This is a genomic window from Amycolatopsis sp. NPDC059657, assembly GCF_042734395.1.
Lineage (GTDB): Bacteria > Actinomycetota > Actinomycetes > Mycobacteriales > Pseudonocardiaceae > Amycolatopsis.
In genome coordinates, this window is sequence record NZ_JBHWEB010000018.1 from 1 (window position 1) to 15,952 (window position 15,952).

Annotated in this window: 13 protein-coding genes; 8 read left to right on the plus strand and 5 right to left on the minus strand. The window is 67.1% G+C overall.

The window, feature by feature from the left end:
- Nucleotides 1-115: 115 nt before the first annotated feature.
- The 4 genes from ACFV15_RS12325 to ACFV15_RS12340 form a co-directional block, all read right to left on the minus strand.
- Nucleotides 116-994 carry an alpha/beta fold hydrolase gene (locus tag ACFV15_RS12325; protein ID WP_378350284.1) on the minus strand — a complete coding sequence of 293 codons (879 nt, stop codon included), beginning with the start codon at nucleotides 992-994 and terminating at the stop codon, nucleotides 116-118.
- Nucleotides 995-996: 2 nt separating this feature from the next.
- Nucleotides 997-2,472, minus strand: coding sequence for a wax ester/triacylglycerol synthase family O-acyltransferase (locus ACFV15_RS12330; RefSeq protein WP_378350285.1), 1,476 nt, complete (start codon nucleotides 2,470-2,472; stop codon nucleotides 997-999).
- 120 nt (nucleotides 2,473-2,592) lie between these two features.
- A complete protein-coding gene (locus tag ACFV15_RS12335; protein WP_378350393.1) occupies nucleotides 2,593-4,452 on the minus strand; it encodes an ABC transporter ATP-binding protein in 1,860 nt (619 codons plus the stop codon).
- A 186-nt stretch (nucleotides 4,453-4,638) separates the two neighbouring features.
- A complete protein-coding gene (locus ACFV15_RS12340; RefSeq protein ID WP_378350286.1) occupies nucleotides 4,639-5,109 on the minus strand; it encodes a DUF1579 family protein in 471 nt (156 codons plus the stop codon).
- A 50-nt stretch (nucleotides 5,110-5,159) separates the two neighbouring features.
- Between ACFV15_RS12340 and ACFV15_RS12345 the strand changes: the two genes are divergently transcribed.
- Nucleotides 5,160-5,591, plus strand: a complete 432-nt coding sequence (locus ACFV15_RS12345; RefSeq protein ID WP_378350287.1) for a MarR family winged helix-turn-helix transcriptional regulator — start codon at nucleotides 5,160-5,162, stop codon at nucleotides 5,589-5,591.
- Here the strand turns inward: ACFV15_RS12345 and ACFV15_RS12350 are convergent.
- The gene (locus tag ACFV15_RS12350; protein WP_378350288.1) at nucleotides 5,581-6,153 is read right to left on the minus strand and encodes a TetR/AcrR family transcriptional regulator; all 573 of its coding nucleotides are present in this window, start codon (nucleotides 6,151-6,153) and stop codon (nucleotides 5,581-5,583) included. The two genes, ACFV15_RS12345 and ACFV15_RS12350, sit on opposite strands and share 11 nt — an antisense overlap.
- 106 nt (nucleotides 6,154-6,259) lie before the next feature.
- Between ACFV15_RS12350 and ACFV15_RS12355 the strand changes: the two genes are divergently transcribed.
- The 7 genes from ACFV15_RS12355 (at nucleotide 6,260) to ACFV15_RS12385 (ending at nucleotide 15,935) form a co-directional block, all read left to right on the plus strand.
- Nucleotides 6,260-7,489, plus strand: a complete 1,230-nt coding sequence (locus ACFV15_RS12355) for an MFS transporter (protein ID WP_378350289.1) — start codon at nucleotides 6,260-6,262, stop codon at nucleotides 7,487-7,489.
- Nucleotides 7,486-9,882: a glycoside hydrolase family 3 protein gene (locus tag ACFV15_RS12360; RefSeq protein ID WP_378350290.1), complete on the plus strand. Its 2,397-nt coding sequence runs from the start codon at nucleotides 7,486-7,488 to the stop codon at nucleotides 9,880-9,882. Before ACFV15_RS12355 ends, ACFV15_RS12360 begins: the two co-directional genes overlap by 4 nt.
- A gap of 116 nt (nucleotides 9,883-9,998) precedes the next feature.
- Nucleotides 9,999-10,415, plus strand: coding sequence for a hypothetical protein (locus ACFV15_RS12365; protein WP_378350291.1), 417 nt, complete (start codon nucleotides 9,999-10,001; stop codon nucleotides 10,413-10,415).
- 32 nt (nucleotides 10,416-10,447) lie between these two features.
- Nucleotides 10,448-12,058 carry a 2,3-epoxybenzoyl-CoA dihydrolase gene (boxC, locus tag ACFV15_RS12370; protein WP_378350292.1) on the plus strand — a complete coding sequence of 537 codons (1,611 nt, stop codon included), beginning with the start codon at nucleotides 10,448-10,450 and terminating at the stop codon, nucleotides 12,056-12,058.
- A gap of 4 nt (nucleotides 12,059-12,062) precedes the next feature.
- Nucleotides 12,063-13,484 (plus strand): benzoyl-CoA 2,3-epoxidase subunit BoxB, encoded by a 1,422-nt coding sequence (gene boxB, locus ACFV15_RS12375; protein ID WP_378350293.1) that lies wholly within the window; start codon nucleotides 12,063-12,065, stop codon nucleotides 13,482-13,484.
- Between the two features lie 10 nt (nucleotides 13,485-13,494).
- Nucleotides 13,495-15,081 (plus strand): benzoate-CoA ligase family protein, encoded by a 1,587-nt coding sequence (locus tag ACFV15_RS12380; protein ID WP_378350294.1) that lies wholly within the window; start codon nucleotides 13,495-13,497, stop codon nucleotides 15,079-15,081.
- A complete protein-coding gene (locus ACFV15_RS12385; protein ID WP_378350295.1) occupies nucleotides 15,078-15,935 on the plus strand; it encodes an amidohydrolase family protein in 858 nt (285 codons plus the stop codon). Before ACFV15_RS12380 ends, ACFV15_RS12385 begins: the two co-directional genes overlap by 4 nt.
- The last annotated feature ends 17 nt before the right edge of the window (nucleotides 15,936-15,952 follow it).

Sequence of the window (15,952 nt, forward strand, 5' to 3'; positions counted from 1 at the left end):
CATCACCCTCTGCCCCTACCGCATCGGCGACATCACCCAAGCAGCCCTCGTCCTCACCCACTACGAACACCAAAACCGCTACTGAGAAAACCTCATTGGGATTTTTTTCAAGCGACTAGTAGGCGGGGATCCCCGCCCGGTTGGCGGTGCGCGTGATGGCGTCGATCAGCCGCGGCCACAACGCCCGCGGCATGTCGTGCCCCATGCCGGGCACGATGTCGAGCTCGGCGTCCGGGATGGCCTTGGCCGTCGCACGCCCGCCCGAGACGTGGACGAGCGGGTCCCGTGCACCGTGGATGACCATTGCCGGGATCCGCAGTTTCCTCAACGCCGGCGCCCGGTCCTTCGACGACACGATCGCCGCCAGCTGACGGATGGTCCCGCCCCGGTTCAGGCCCCGGTCGAACGTCCGCGCCGCCCGGTCACGCATGCGCTGCACATCGAACGGGTAGCCGGGGGAGCCGATGATCCGGAACGTCCGGACCAGGTAGTCCAGGTACTGCTCACGGTTCTTCGGCGGCCGCCCGAGCAGCATGGTGCCCGCTTTGGCCGTCGGCCTGCCGACCAGCCGGTTCCCGGTGGTCGACATGATCGAGGTCAGCGAGATGACCCGCTCGGGATGCCGGATGGCCAGCGTCTGCGAAATCATCCCGCCCATCGACGCGCCCGCCACATGCGCGGCCCGGATACCGAGCTCGTCGAGCAGCCCGGCCGCGTCGTCGGCCATGTCGTCCAGCGTGTACGGAGCCGTCCGCAGCCAATACGTGGCCAGCGGCGAGATGCGCCCGTGCATCTTGGTGGAGCGCCCGACATCACGGTTGTCGAACCGGATCACGTAGAACCCGCGGTCGACGAGCGAGCGGCAGAACTCGTCGTCCCACCAGATCATCGGCCCGCCGAGCCCCATGATGAGCAGCAGCGGCCGCGCCGACGGCTCCCCGAACGTCTCGTAGCAGATTTCGATCCCATTGACCCGCGCGATGGTCTCGGTCACGGTCACGCCTCCTGGTTCTGGGCGGAGGCGAGCTTGGTCAGCTCCTCCATGGCCTCGTGCAGGTAGTCGATCAGGTTCCACAAGTCTGGCATCAGCTCGCGGCAGGAGACCAGCCCGAAGTCGAGGTTCCCGTTGTAGGACATCACGGTGATGTTCAGGCCGCCACTGGCGTCGGTGATCGCCGAGACCGGGTAGTGCCCGAGTAGTCGCGCACCCGCCTGGTACAGCGGGAACTGCGCACCCGGCACGTTCGACACGACCAGGTTGACCACCGGCGAAGTCGCGGCGAGATACCGCATCGCCGCCCGCGCGGACAGCCCGCCGAGTGCCGACGGCAGCACCGCGCTGAAGTCCACCAGCCACGACGCGGGCAGTGGCTGGTATCGCTGCTTGGCCGCCGCCATGGCCTTGGTGACCTCGGCCAGCCGCTCGGCCGGGTCCTCGATGTTGGTCGGCAGCGGGGCCAGCATCATCGAGATCTGGTTGCCCGCCGATTTGGCCTGCTCCGGGGTCCGCACCGACAGCGGGACCAGCGTGACCAGCGGGTCGAGCGGCAACGCGTCGTGGTCGAGCAGCCAGCGGCGCATCGCCGTCGCGCACAGCGTCATCACGACGTCGTTGACCGTCACCCCGAAGGCCTTTTTAAGCGCTTTCACGTCCGCGAGCGGCATGGAGCCGTACGCGAACCGGCGATGCGGGCTGATCGGGCCGTTGATCGGTGTCTCCGGCACCGGCAGCTTCGGCCGGTCCACCTCGTGCCTGCCAGGTCCCTGCTTCGTGACCTTGCTCAGCGCACTGCCCGCGCGCGCCAGCAGGTCGACACCGGGCAGCCGGGCGGCGCCGGGTACCTCGTCGACATGCGGCAGCAGCTTCGGCAGCTGCATCGCCGTCTTGATCGGATGCAGCGCGATCCGTTTGAGCCCGCCCGCCAGCAGCTCCAGCTGGCTGGGCGGCTTGGTGGCCAGCCACCGCTCAGGCGGCTCGATGGTTCGCGGTTCGGCGCTGAGGTCCATCAGGGCGCCGAGCAGCTCCGCACCGGAAACGCCGTCGATCGCCGCATGGTGCACCTTCGTGTAGACCGCCACGTTCCCGCCCTGCAGCCCGTGGATGACGTAGGCCTCCCACAGCGGCCGCCCTCGGTCGAGCGGCCTGGCGGTGAGCCTCGCGATCTGCTCGGCGAGTTGCTTCTCGTCACCTGGCGCGGGCAGCGCGATCTCGCGGACGTGGAACTCGAGGTCGAACTCGTTGTCGTCGATCCAGTACGGATGGTCGAGCCCAAGCGGGACCTGCAGCAGGCGCCACCGCAGCGGCTTCGCCAGATGCAGCCGCTGGCCGATGAGCTCCCGTATGTCGTCGACCGTCAACGTGCCACCCGGGGCGGTGGAGGGGTCGAGTATCGACAGCCCCCCGACGTGCCCGGTGGTCGTCCTCGACTCGGCGTTCAGGAACTGCACGTCCAATGCGGTCAGTTGACGCAAGGCGGGCCTCCTCGTTGTGGCGCTCTTCGTAGTCTGGTCGAGGTGATCGGCCTAGTCCATAACTTGTAGGGGGGTGCGCCCGCGCGTTAGGGGGTCACGAACCGCCCGCACGACTGGTCATCACGGCTCCTTCCGATAGGCGCTGGCCTGGATTTCGAACAACTCCGCATAGAGCCCGCCCGCTTCGACGAGTTCGTCATGTGTGCCTTCTTCGAGCAGCACTCCTTTCTCGAGTACGAGAATTCGATCGGCGTTCCTGATGTTGGCGAGCCGATGTGTGACGAGCACGGTGATCCGGCTCCCGTGCCCTGTGGTGCTCGCGTGCTGCAGGCCCGCGAACACCCGCGCCTCGGCTCTGGCGTCGAGCGCGGCCGTCGGCTCGTCCGCGACCAGCACGGCCGCGTCCCGGTAGATCCCGCGCGCGATGCCCATCCGCTGCCATTGCCCGCCGGAGAGGTCCTGGCCGTCGCTGAACTTCTTCGACAGGACCGTGTTCTCCTTGAGCGGCAAGGACTCCAGCACCTCGTCGGCGCCGGATGAGGTGATCGCCTCCGTCCAGGCGGCCCGCTCGGGATCTTCGCGGTCCAGCCTGCCGACGGTGATGTTGTTGCCGGCGGTCATCGGCCATTCCGCCGGATTCTGCGCGATGACCGCGATGTTCTCGTGCACCGTCCGATGATCGGCCTCGGCCAGGTTCACGTCGTCCCAGTAGACGGCACCCTCGGATGGCGGGTACAGGCCGGTGAGCAGCTTCCCGAGTGTGGTCTTGCCGGAGCCGTTCTCCCCGACCAGTGCCACGATCTCGCCTCGCCGCAAGGTCAGTGAGACCTCTCGCAGTGCCGGCTCGTCTTGTCCAGGATACGTGAACGAGATCGAGTCGAGCCGGATTTCACCCGGATGGGAAGGTGCGGTCAGGCCGGCGGCGGGGGCGCGCCGCTGGGCCGATTCGGCGAGCAGCTCGCGGTAATACCCGATATAGAAGGAATCCTCGTACAGTGAGTTCACCGCCTTGACGGTGTTGGACAGGGCGGTCGACGCCCGGCCCATGGCCAGCACGGCCGTTCCTGCCAGCGCGAGTGCCATCGATCCGTTGTACAGCAGCAAACCGAGCACGAGGTACGCCACCGCGGTGCCGCCTCCCCTGGCCGTCCTGCCGATCAGCCGGACGATGTTGCTCTGGTGCTCGAGCTTGCTTTCCTCGCGCATAAGGCTTTCCGAGATGCGGCTGTACTCGGCGAGCAACGGCTCCTGCAAGGTCAGCGCGTGCCGCTCCAGCGCGAGCGTGCGATACGTGGCCACCTCTTCGACCACGTACTTGCGCATGTTCCGCGAGACGGTGTCGAGGAAGTGCCGGTACCTGAGCCGCGCGACCTTCGCGGACGCCCAGCCGTCCGCCGCCGCGGCGAGCAGCAGCACCGGCGCGAGCCAGGGGTTGAGCAACGCCGCGGTGATCAAGGCGGCGAGCAGCGCGATGACCGACGACACCAGATCCGCGACTCCGCGCAGGCTCGTCTCGATCGCGCGGACACCGTGCCGGGCTCCTTGCCTGGCCAGTTCCCGGAAGTCCGCGTCCTCGAAGGCGAGCAGTTCGACCCGGATGACCGCGGCGGTGACCGCGTCGTCGGCAGCCCTGGTCACCTTCGGCTTGAGCGCGCCTTCGACGGCGGCGACCGCCGCGTCGAGCAGCGCGCGCACCGCGTACGAGCCCACGACCACCGCGATCGCGGGAAGCGAGTCGAGCACCCGTTGCGGCGTAGGCGCTTCCCGTAGCAGCGCGGTGAACACGTTCGCCGTCGCGAGCAGGCCGAACGCGGTGACACAGCCGGAGACCACGTGCACCACCGCGGCCAGCACGGTGAGCCGTGGCGAGGTCGACCACGCCAGCCGCACGACCGTGCCCACCGCGGCGGGCATCGTCCGCACCGCCTGCCCGAAGCCCGCGGCGATGACGCGCTGATCCACCATCGCCCACTGGGGCATCTTGATGTTCTCGACCCCGATCAGCGGAGGGCCGTTGCTTTCTCGCACTCCTCCGGTCTACTCCGGGGGTACGACATTTTCCGAACCGCTCGGCCGCGAATGGTCGATTTTCTCTTGTTTTCCAGCATGAATCCGCCGTTCGCGAAATTCGTGCTTGCGCCGGCGGAGATTTTCACGCTTACTGGATCATGTCGCGGTTTCACGGATGTACCGCGCACTCAGGAACTGGCCGAACTCCGTTCCCTCACCCATTTGGAGGTCTATGACATGGTGCAGAACGTCGCCATCGGGCGTCAGCCGGTGTCGTGCGACACCGCGCTCGGTACGCTTTTCCAGCACGAGGGTTCCGTTGTCCCAACCGCCCCTTCCCGGGGACATCGGCGGGAAGCCGTAGCTGTCGAAGCCATACCAGAGCGTGTCGCCGGTAGCGGGGTCCACCGTGAAAACGTTGTGCCCCAGCAGCCCGCCGCCGTCCGCCCGGCGCTGTTCGTACTCCTGGATCACCGCGAAACCGTTGAGCGCCAAGCGATAGCGGACGGTCGCCACCGCGGTCGACGCCGGCGCCCATGCCGACGCGGCCAGTTCCTCTTCGCCGGTCCAGGTACCGATCAGCGCCGTGAGCGCCCGATGGCCGTCGCTCAGCTGGGGCATGTCCATGTCGTCCTCCGTTTTTGACAGGCGCCTGTCAAAAACGGAGAATAGCAGGCATGCCCCAGCGAGCGGACGTGATCACTGAACTCGTCAACGAGATCTTCGCGGTGAACGGCGGCATCCTCGCCGCGGGCGACGCGCTGACCGCTCCGGTCGGCCTGACCGCCGCGCAGTGGCAAGTCGTCGGCTTCCTCGAGGAAGGCCCGTCGACGGCGGCGGAACTCGCGCGCAAGCGCGGGCTGCGCAGGCAAAGCGTCCAGGAGACGGTCAACCGGCTGCTCGAGAACGGCATGGTCGTGAAGCTGGACAATCCGGCGGACCGCCGTGCCCCGCTGCTGCGGCTGACTCCCCGCGCGCGTAAAGCGTTGCGGGAACTGGGTCCTGCCCGTGTCACGTGGGCGTCCGAACTCGCGCCGCGCATCCCGCGAGCGGACCTCGACACGACGCTGCGAGTGTTGAGGCAGCTTCGGGAGGCGCTCAGACCTTGATGCCGAGTACCGCCAGGAAGTCGCGGAAGCTTTCCGGCATGTCGACCTCGTCAGGGTCGAGCAGCCATTGCAGCTGAAGGCCGTCGAGCACCGCGATGACGATCGGCGCGAGCTGTTCCGCGGTGAGCCCGGAGGGAAGCTCGCCCTCCTGGCGTTCCATCAGGTCGGCGACCCAGGCGCGGACCCTGGCGTACCGCTCCTGGAAGAACGGTCGCGCTGGGTGACCTTCCGTAACGCTATCGGCGGCCAGCACCGTGTAAGCCTGCACGCTGCCCGGCCGGGTCGCGTTGTACTCGACCAGTTGCTGCAAATGCGCCGCACCGAGTGATGACGAGTCTTCGGAGCGGCTGAATCCCATGAGGTCCCATTGGTCCCTCCGCTCCAGCACGGCCATGAGCAACTGTTCCTTTGACGGAAAGTAATGCATGACGCCTTGCTGGGTGAGGCCGACACGCTCGGCGACCGCGCCGAGCGACGAACCGCGGTATCCCCGTTCGGCGATCACTTCGAACGCCGCCTGGACGATCGTCTCGCGGCGGTCAGTGCCCCTGGGCCGGGTCATACCCCGAGCCTAACCGCACCGACCTGACAAACACGCAACGTGACCTTCCGGCGGTTAGGTGTTCTGCGCCACTCTATGGGCTGAATCGACGTGGGAAGGATTCGCCATGCTCGAAAAACCCGTGGCGGTTACGGAGCCGTCCTTGTTCGGAGTCCGCGTGGGGATGGCCAACCTCGGGCTATGGACCGCGCTGCTCACACCCGCGATCGTCACCTTGTCGGCACGCATCTCGGTGATCGACCCGGTGAACAAAGAGGCTTCCTACGGCTTGGTGGCCGGCGTGGGCGCGTTCATCGCGATGGTCGCCAATCCGCTGTTCGGGCGGTTGTCGGACCGCACGATGTCCCGCTCCGGCCGTCGCAGGCCGTGGATCACCGCGGGCGCGATCGGCGGAGGCGCCGGGCTCCTCATCGTCACACTGGCGCCCACGATTCCGCTGATCCTGCTCGGCTGGTGCCTGACCCAGGTGTCGTTCAACGCGGCGTTGGCGGCGCTCACCGCGACGGTCCCGGATGTCGTGCCGGAGGAACGACGCGGCAAGGTCTCCGGCTGGATCGGGTTCGCGCAGCTGGGCGCGGTCGTGACCGGCGGACTCATCGTCGGGTTCGTCCCGTCGCTGGCGTTGAAGATCCTGATTCCCGGGTTGCTGGGCGTGGTGCTGCTCGTGACCTTCTCGCACTACTTCACGGACCGCCCGGCGGCCGATCGATCCCCGTTCTCCGTCAAGGAGTTCCTCTCCAGCTTCTGGACCAGTCCGCGGGCGAACCCGGACTTCGCCTGGGCATGGCTGACCCGGTTCCTGGTGGTGCTCGGGGTTTTCGGACCCGCCGGATACGAGATCTACTTCCTCGCGGAGAAGATCGGGCTGCCGAAGGCGGAGGCCGAGTCCAAGATCGGCATCCTGCTGATGATCACCTCCATCATCAGCGCGGGCACGGCGTTGCTCGGTGGCTGGCTCTCGGATGTGCTCGACCGGCGCAAGCCGTTCGTGATCGCCGCCGCACTGATCATGACGATCAGCGTCGCGTTCTTCGTCACCGCGGATTCGTACGCGGACGTGCTGATCGCGCACCTGATCTCGGGGCTGGGCACGGGCATGTTCTACGCCGTCGACTTCGCGCTCGCCACACTCGTGATGCCGCAGGGGGAGTCCAGCGGCAAGGAGCTCGGGGTCTTCAACATCGCCAACGCGCTGCCGCAGTCGATCGGGCCCATGTTCGTCCCGTTGCTGCTGGCCATCGGCGGTGGGAAGAACTACGCGGCGGTGTACACGGCGGCCGCGATCTCCGCGTTGCTTGGCGCGATACTGGTGACCCGGATTAAATCGGTGCGATGAAGGACTTGATCGCCAAGCTCGACCTGGACACCAAGGCACGGCTCGTGGCAGGGCAGGACCTCTGGACCCTGCCTGCCGTTCCCGAGATCGGGCTTCGCTCGCTCGTCATGTCGGACGGCCCGGTCGGTGTCCGGGGCAGGCAGTGGTCGGCGGACGATCCGTCGGTGACACTGCCCAGCCCGACCGCGCTGGCCGCGACCTGGGATCCGGCACTCGCGGGCCGGGCCGGTGGGCTGCTCGCGCAGGAGGCGCGGCGCAAGGGCGTGCACGTGCTGCTCGCGCCGACGGTCAACCTGCATCGGAGTCCGCTGGGCGGGAGGCATTTCGAGTGCTACTCCGAAGATCCGCTGCTGACCGGCGCTATCGGCGCCGGGTACGTCAGCGGGGTGCAGGCGGGCGGCGTCGGGACGACCGTGAAGCACTTCGTCGCGAACGACTCCGAGACGGAGCGGTTCACGCTCGACGTCCGCGCGGACGAGCGGACCTTGCGTGAGCTGTACCTGGCGCCGTTCGAACGGATCGTCGCGGAGGCGAAGCCGTGGGGGATCATGGCCGCCTACAACGGCGTCAACGGGTTCACCATGACCGAGCACGACGGCCTGCAGAACGGGATACTGCGCGGTGAATGGGGATTCGACGGATTCATCGTGTCGGACTGGACAGCCGCGCGGAACACGACGGCCGCCGCGAACGGCGGGCTTGACGTCGCGATGCCGGGACCTGTCACGGTTTTCGGGCGGAAGCTGGCTGATGCGGTCCGTGCCGGCGAGGTCGCCGAAGAGGTGCTCGACGCCATGGTCCAGCGGGTGCTGACGCTCGCCGAACGTGTCGGCGCGCTCGGTGAGCCGAGTCCGGCGCCTGCCGAGGTGGACGGGAACGCGATCGCCCGTGAGGTGGCGAGGCGATCGTTCGTGCTTCTGCGCAACGAAAATCAAATGCTGCCGCTTGCGACGCCGAGCAGTGTCGCGGTGATCGGCATGGCGGGGGAAGAGGCACGGATCCTCGGCGGCGGCAGCGCGACCGTCTTCCCAGCTGAGGTGATCTCCCCGCTCGATGGTCTGCGCGCGGCGGCACCGGAGGGTGTCGACGTGCGGTACGCCGTCGGCGCGGATCCGCGAACCACGCTGCGCCCGGCATCGGATGGCTTCGACCTGCGGATCGTCGCGCGCGGGAAAGACGGGAGCGAACTCGGGTCGTTCCCGGCCGAACGTGGGACGGTCCAGTGGCTTGGGCAGCTGCCGGTTGGAATCGCGGTCACCGAGCTGGCGACAGTCGAGATCGCGGGCCGTTTCACACCGGAGGTCAGTGGAGCGCACACCTTCGGCTTCACCGGCACCGGGAAGCTCTCGCTGACCGTCGGCGGGCAGGTGGTGTTCGACGGCATGAACGTGCCGGACTCCACCGATCTCGTGACGACGATCCTGACCATCAAAGAACAGCGCTTCGACGTGGAGCTCATCGAGGGGGAGGCGGTCGATGTCCGGCTGACCTTCGACGCTCCCGAAGTACCCGAAGACTACGAAGGCCTGGCGTGGATCTCGTTCACGTTGGGTCATGCGGCTCCCAGCGTCACCGAGGAAGAGCTGATCGAACGCGCGGTCGAGCTGGCCGCCGAGTCCGAGATCGCGATCGTCGTGGTCGCGACGACCGAGGAGGTCGAGAGCGAAGGCTTCGACCGGCAGAGTCTCGTGTTGCCGGGGCGGCAAGACGAACTGGTGGCCAAGGTCGCGGCGGTGAATCCGCGGACGATCGTGGTGGTGAACGCGGGGTCGCCGGTCGAGATGCCGTGGACCGAGGACGTCGCCGCCGTACTGCTGACCTGGTTCCCCGGGCAGGCCGCCGGTGCCGCGCTCGCGGATGTCGTGTTCGGCGCGGAAGAGCCAGGCGGACGGCTGCCGACGACATGGCCGTCGCGGATGGCCGATGTCCCAGTGCTTCAGGTAAAGCCTGAGAACGGCGTGCTGCCTTACGAAGAGGGTGTGTTCATCGGCTACCGGGCATGGGAACGTGCCGGCCGGACGCCCGCGTACTGGTTCGGGCATGGGCTTGGGTACACCGAGTGGGCGTATGAGTCCGTGTCGCTGGAGCCGCGCGGAGGCGCGTTGCCGACCGCGCGCGTGCGGGTGCGCAACACGGGGCAGCGTTTCGGGCGCGAGGTCGTGCAGGTGTACGTCGTGCCGGACGAACCGGGAAGCGAGCGGGCCGCTCGATGGCTGGTGGGGTTCGCGACTGTTGAAGCGGAGCCTGGTGAAGCCGTCGACGTCGAAATCGAGATTCCGCGCCGGGCGGCCGAAATCTGGGCTGATGGCTGGCAGCTTGTGCCAGGTCGCTACACCGCCGAGATCTCGCACTCGCTCGACGACCCGCGGCTGAGTGCTGTCTTCGAGCTCTAGCAGGCCCGACCCGGCGCCCCCGTTCGCATGCTCGAGCGGGGGCGCCTTTTGCTGTCGACAGGGGCGCCGGGCTGGGTCTACTCTCTCGCTAGAGCGATCTATCTAGAGGAGGGGTCATGGATGGTCTGCCAGCTCTTCGAGTGATTCTGGGATTCAGCTTCTTGTCGACCGCGCTGCACTACGGGCACAACACCATCGCGCTGGACCAGTATCCGGCGGTGGACGGGCTACGCGGGGTGTTAGGCCAGGTACTGGTCGTTTTCGCGTGGCTCCTGTTTACGACGTTCGGGGTGCTCGGCTATCGCCGCTACGCGCGCAAGGCTGACTGGACGGCACTGGCTTTCCTGGCCGTTTACTCCCTCGCGGGCTTGTCGACCATGGGACACTTCCTTGTCGGGCCAGTGAGCCTGCCCGCGTTCTGGTTCGCGACGATCTTCACTGACTCGCTCGCCGGGGTCGGGATCTGGGTTTTCGTCGTCTGGGCGGCCACCAGGACTGCCGCCGTTCGAGGCCAAGTGTCTACAGAACATTGACGACATCAAGTCTTTTGTAGACAATCGAGCGTATGGCCTCCATGGACGCGGTCACCTTCGATCGGCATCCTGCCTCGTACCGGCACTGGCGCCTCACCCTCGAGGGCGCGGTCGCTTGGCTGGAGCTCGACGTCGATGAACAGGGTGGCCTGGTCCCTGGTTACGAGCTGAAGCTCAACTCGTACGACCTTGGCGTCGACATCGAGCTGTACGACGCCACGCAGCGCCTGCGGTTCGAGCACCCCGAGGTCCGCGCGGTGGTGATCACGAGCGCCAAGGAGAAAGTGTTCTGCGCCGGCGCGAACATTCGCATGCTCGCCGCGTCCGAACATCAGTGGAAGGTGAACTTCTGCAAGTTCACCAACGAGACCCGCAACGCCATCGAGGACGCGACCGCGAACTCCGGCCAGATCTATCTCGCGGCCGTCAACGGCACCTGTGCGGGCGGTGGCTACGAGATCGCGCTGGCCTGCGAAAAGATCTTGCTGGTCGACGACAACTCGTCGACCGTCGCGCTGCCGGAGGTGCCGCTGCTCGGGGTGCTGCCGGGGACCGGGGGGCTCACCCGGGTCGTCGACAAGCGCCGGGTCCGCAAGGATCTCGCGGACGTCTTCGCGACACGGCCCGATGGCGTCAAAGGCAAGACCGCGGTCGAATGGCGGCTCGTCGACGAACTCGTGCCGCGGCCGGAATTCCGCGAAACGGTCAAAAAGCGTGCGCAGGAACTGGGTGAATCCAGTTCACGGCCGACTGGCGTGACAGGCAACGAACTCGCGCCACTCGACTGCGAGAGCGCCGACGGTGAGCTGAAGTACCGGTTCGTCCAAGCGGAGCTGGACCGTGCGCTGGGGCTCGTGTCGATCACCGTGCGGGCGTCGGCGGAGGACGGCTGGCTGCTGCGGATGACCCGTGAGCTCGACGACCTCATCCTCCGGCTGCGCACCAACGAGCCGGAACTCGGCACTTGGCTGCTGCGCACGGAGGGCGACCCTGCCGATGTGCTCGCCCAGGAGCAGGCGTTGTCGGACGACTGGCTGTCCAACGAGATCATCCACTTCTACAAGCGCACCTTGAAGCGCCTCGATGTCACCAGCCGCAGCCTCATCGCGCTCATCGAGCCGTCGAGCTGTTCCGCCGGGCTGCTTTTCGAACTCGCACTGGCCTGCGACCGGCAGTACATATTGGACGGTCCGCCGATCGACGACGAGGACAGCACGGATCGCGCGTCGATCACCCTCACCGAGGCGAACTTCGGGATGTTCCCGATGGGCAACGGGCTGACCCGCCTCGAATCCCGCTTCTATGGCGACGCGGAGCACCTCGCCGCGCTGCCGAGGACGCGGCTGAGCCCCGCGGAGGCCGTCGAACACGGGCTGGTCACCGACGCCCCTGACGACCTCGACTGGGAGGACGAGATCCGCATCGCGCTCGAAGGGCGGGCCTCGCTCAGCCCCGACGCGCTGTCGGGGATGGAGGCGAACCACCGGTTCGTCGGGCCGGAGACGATCGAGACCAAGATCTTCGGCAGGCTCGCCGCCTGGCAGAACTGGATCTTCACCAGGCCGAACGCCTCGGGTGCGGAAGGAGCCCTGCGCCGCTACGGCACGGGGCAGAAGGCGGTCTTCGACAGGAAGCGTGTCTGAACCCATGCCGGAAAAGATCGACTACGACGCCAAGATCCCCAACAACGTGGACCTCGCCTCCGACCGGCGCCTCCAGCGCGCGCTGGAGGGCTGGCAGCCGAAGTTCATGAACTGGTGGGGCGAGATGGGCCCGACGCTGCAGACTCAGGGCGTCTACCTGCGTACGGCGATCAGTGTCGGCAGAGAAGGCTGGGCGCACTTCGATCACGTGAACGTGCCCGACTACCGCTGGGGCATCTTCCTCGCCGAGCGCGATCCCGACCGCCGCATCGCGTTCGGCGAGCACAAGGGCGAGCCCGTGTGGCAGCAGGTGCCCGGTGAGTACCGGGCCGAGCTGCAGCGGCTGATCGTGATCCAGGGCGACACCGAGCCCGCGTCCGTCGAGCAGCAGAAGCTGCTGGGGCTGACCGCGCCGAGCCTCTACGACCTGCGCAATCTCTTCCAGGTCAATGTCGAGGAAGGCCGCCATCTGTGGGCGATGGTCTATCTGCTGCACGCCTACTTCGGCAGGGAGGGCAGGGACGAGGCGGAAAGCCTGCTGCTGCGTAATTCCGGCAGCCCCGACGCGCCACGCATTCTCGGCGCGTTCAATGAGGAGACCGCCGATTGGCTCGCGTTCTACATGTTCACGTACTTCACCGACCGAGATGGGAAATATCAACTCGGCACGCTCAAGGAAAGTTCGTTTGATCCGCTTTCACGCACGTGTGAATTCATGCTCAAGGAAGAGGCGCACCACATGTTCGTCGGCACCACCGGTGTCGACCGGGTGGTGCAGCGCAGCGCGGATCTGATCGCCCTGCACGACACCGACGACATCGCCCCGCATGGCGGCATCCCGCTGGACATCATTCAGAAGTACATGAACTTCCACTACACCGTCTCGCTGGACCTGTTCGGCAGCGAGACCTCGACGAACGCCGCGAACTACTACACGTCCGGCCTCAAGGGACGCTGGATGGAGACACGGCGTAAGGACGACCACCAGCTCACCGACTCGGCGGCGGTGCTGGAGCGCCCGCGAGCGGACGGAACGTGGGAAACGGAAGAGCTGCAGGCCATTCTGTTGCTCAATCTTGACCTTCGCGGCGAATACATCGCCGATTGCCAGACCGGTGTCAACCGCTGGAACAAGATTCTCTCCGATCACGGGATAGATTTCCGGTTCGCCTTGCCGCACCCTGGTTTCAATCGCGATGTGGGCATAAACTCCGGCCACCATGTGACACCGGACGGCACCATAGTCGACGAGCCGACCTGGCAGGCCGGCAAACGGAAGTGGCTGCCCACGACTGAGGACCTGACGTTCGTACGCTCGTTGATGCACCCGGTATACGAGCGCGGCAAGATCGCGAGCTGGGTGGCGCCGCCCCGGCAGGGCATCAACGGCAAGCCGTTCGACTACGAGTACGTGTACCTGACGTAAGGGGCGTTGGATGACCGTTCCGCCGAGCGCGTTCAACGCGGCCGAGTACCTGCTCGACCGGCACGTCCGCGAGGGCAGGGGCGATCGGGTCGCGGTCGTCTCCGAGCGGCGGACGCTCACCTACGCCGAGCTCGCCGCCGAAGCGGCCAGGGTCGCGGCCGGCTTCGCGCGGATCGGGGTCGTCCCGGAACAGCGCGTCATGCTCTGCATGGTCGACGATGTCGAGCTGCTGACCGGGATACTCGGCGCGATGTACCTGGGCGCGGTCCCGGTCCCGGTGTCGACCATGGTCACCGGGCTCGAACTCGGCAAGGTGCTGACCGACTCGCGCGCTCGCGTGCTGTGCGTTTCGGGTGAGTTCGCGGGGCAGGCCGCGCGTGCGGTCGAGCTGGCGCCGGAAGTCACCGACGTGGTGCTGGACCGGGGTAAGGCGACCGAGCTGCCCGCGCGGGTCACCACCCACTGCTGGACCGGTCTGTCCACTGTGGAAGCTCCGGGGTTCACCCCGTATCAGACCTGGGAAGACTCACCGGCACTGTGGCTTTACACCTCGGGCACCACAGGGCAGCCGAAGGGCGCGATGCACCGCCACGGCAGCATCCGCGCTGTCTGCGAGACCTACGGGCGGCATGTGCTCGGCGCTTCGGAGGACGACCGCTTCCTCTCTGTTCCGAAGCTCTTCTTCGCTTACGGGCTGGGGAACTCGGCGTTCTTCCCGCTCTCGGTGGGTGCGACGACGTTGCTCGAGCCGCAACGCCCGACGCCCGCGCTGATCGCCGCGCGCGTGCGCACGGATCGGCCGTCGCTGTTCTTCGGGGTGCCGACGTTCTACGCCCTGCTGCTCAACAGTGACATTCCGCCGGACACGTTCGCGTCCGTGCGGTTGGCCGTTTCGGCCGGCGAACCGTTGCCGCCGGTGCTGCTCAAGCGCTTTAAGGAGCGCTTCGGGGTCGAGATCCTGGATGGCATCGGGTCGACCGAGGCGCTGCACATCTTCTTAAGCAATCAGCCGGGCCAAGTGCGCGCCGGGAGCACGGGTGTACCGGTGCCCGGTTATCGCGTGCAGATCCGTGACGAGGCAGGCGCCGTCGTCGAGGCGCCGGGTCAGCCCGGTGAGCTGTACGTCTCCGGGCCGTCGATCGCGACCGGCTACTGGGCGCGGTACGAGACGACCAAGCAGGTGTTCTCCGGGGAGTGGCTGCGCACCGGCGACAGCTACCTGCGCAATGAAGACGGCACCTACAGCTGTCTCGGCCGGTTCAACGACATGCTGAAGTCGGGTGGCATCTGGGTCTCGCCCGCCGAGGTCGAGGAGCGGTTGCTCGAGCACCCGTCGGTGGCGGAGGCCGCGGTGGTCGCGGTGCCGGACGCCGATGGCATCGACAAACCGGTGGCCTGCGTGGTCGGGGTCTCGGCCAGCGCGATCGACGCCGAGGAGCTGATCGAGTTCTGCCGGGCCGGGCTGGCTTCGTTCAAACGTCCGCGCGGGGTGATCGAACTGGCGGAGCTGCCGAAGACGGCGACCGGGAAGATCCGGCGCAACATCATCAGGGAGATGGTCCGCGACTCGCTGCGGGTGGTGGCTCCCCGCTCATGATCGAAGGGCACGTCGTCGTCGACGCACACGTCCATGTGCCCAGGCTGTCGACCTTGAAGCCCGCGTGGCTCGAATGGGCCCAGCGGTACTCGGGCCCGCACCCGTGGCGGTCGGTCTATGACGACGACGGTGTGCCCGTGCCCGCCAAGCTCGACGCGCTCTTCGAGGCCGAGGGTGTCGATCGGGCGCTGCTGTTCTGCGAGTACAGCCCGCGCACGACCGGGATCCAGCCGTTCGAGGACAACCTGCCGCTGGTGGAGTTCAACCCGTCGCGCTTCCGCCTGGTGGCGAACGTCAATCCGCATCTGCATCACCCGGTCGCCAGTGCCGTCGAGTGGCAGCTCGACCTCGGCGCGGTCGCGCTGAAGATCCACCCCGTGCACGGTGGTTTCTCGCCGGCGGACAAAGAGCTGTACCGCGCGTACGAGGTCTGCGCGGCGCGTGGTGTGCCGGTCATCCTGCATTCCGGAACGAGTACGTTTCCCGGCTCACGCTCCAGCTTCGGCGACCCCGCGCTCTTGACCGACGTCATCGAGGACTTCCCCGAGGTCCAGTTCGTGCTGGCGCACGGCGGCCGAGGGTGGTGGTACGACACGGCGGGATTCTTGGCTCTGTCCAAGGAAAATGTCTGGCTCGACCTCGCGGGCCTGCCCCCGAAGAAGCTCCCGGACTACTACACCCGCTTCGATTTCCAGCGCCTGGCGGAAAAGTTCGTCTTCGGCACCGACTGGCCAGGCGTCCCCGGAGCCAACCGCAACGTCCGCGCACTCGCCAAACTGGGCCTGCCCAACGGAGTGCTCCGCGCGGTCCTCGCGGGCAACGCGGCCAAACTCTTCCCCGGCCTGGCCGTCTGAAAACCGCCCCCGGTACT

Bases quoted from the DNA above. Each gene is read 5' to 3' on its own strand.
- ACFV15_RS12335 (WP_378350393.1), bottom strand. From the start codon at position 4,452: ATGCCCCAGTGGGCGATGGTGGATCAGCGCGTCATCGCCGCGGGCTTC.
- ACFV15_RS12340 (WP_378350286.1), bottom strand. From the start codon at position 5,109: ATGGACATGCCCCAGCTGAGCGACGGCCATCGGGCGCTCACGGCGCTG.
- ACFV15_RS12345 (WP_378350287.1), top strand. From the start codon at position 5,160: ATGCCCCAGCGAGCGGACGTGATCACTGAACTCGTCAACGAGATCTTC.
- ACFV15_RS12350 (WP_378350288.1), bottom strand. From the start codon at position 6,153: ATGACCCGGCCCAGGGGCACTGACCGCCGCGAGACGATCGTCCAGGCG.
- ACFV15_RS12355 (WP_378350289.1), top strand. From the start codon at position 6,260: ATGCTCGAAAAACCCGTGGCGGTTACGGAGCCGTCCTTGTTCGGAGTC.
- ACFV15_RS12360 (WP_378350290.1), top strand. From the start codon at position 7,486: ATGAAGGACTTGATCGCCAAGCTCGACCTGGACACCAAGGCACGGCTC.
- ACFV15_RS12365 (WP_378350291.1), top strand. From the start codon at position 9,999: ATGGATGGTCTGCCAGCTCTTCGAGTGATTCTGGGATTCAGCTTCTTG.
- boxC (WP_378350292.1), top strand. From the start codon at position 10,448: ATGGCCTCCATGGACGCGGTCACCTTCGATCGGCATCCTGCCTCGTAC.
- boxB (WP_378350293.1), top strand. From the start codon at position 12,063: ATGCCGGAAAAGATCGACTACGACGCCAAGATCCCCAACAACGTGGAC.
- ACFV15_RS12380 (WP_378350294.1), top strand. From the start codon at position 13,495: ATGACCGTTCCGCCGAGCGCGTTCAACGCGGCCGAGTACCTGCTCGAC.
- ACFV15_RS12385 (WP_378350295.1), top strand. From the start codon at position 15,078: ATGATCGAAGGGCACGTCGTCGTCGACGCACACGTCCATGTGCCCAGG.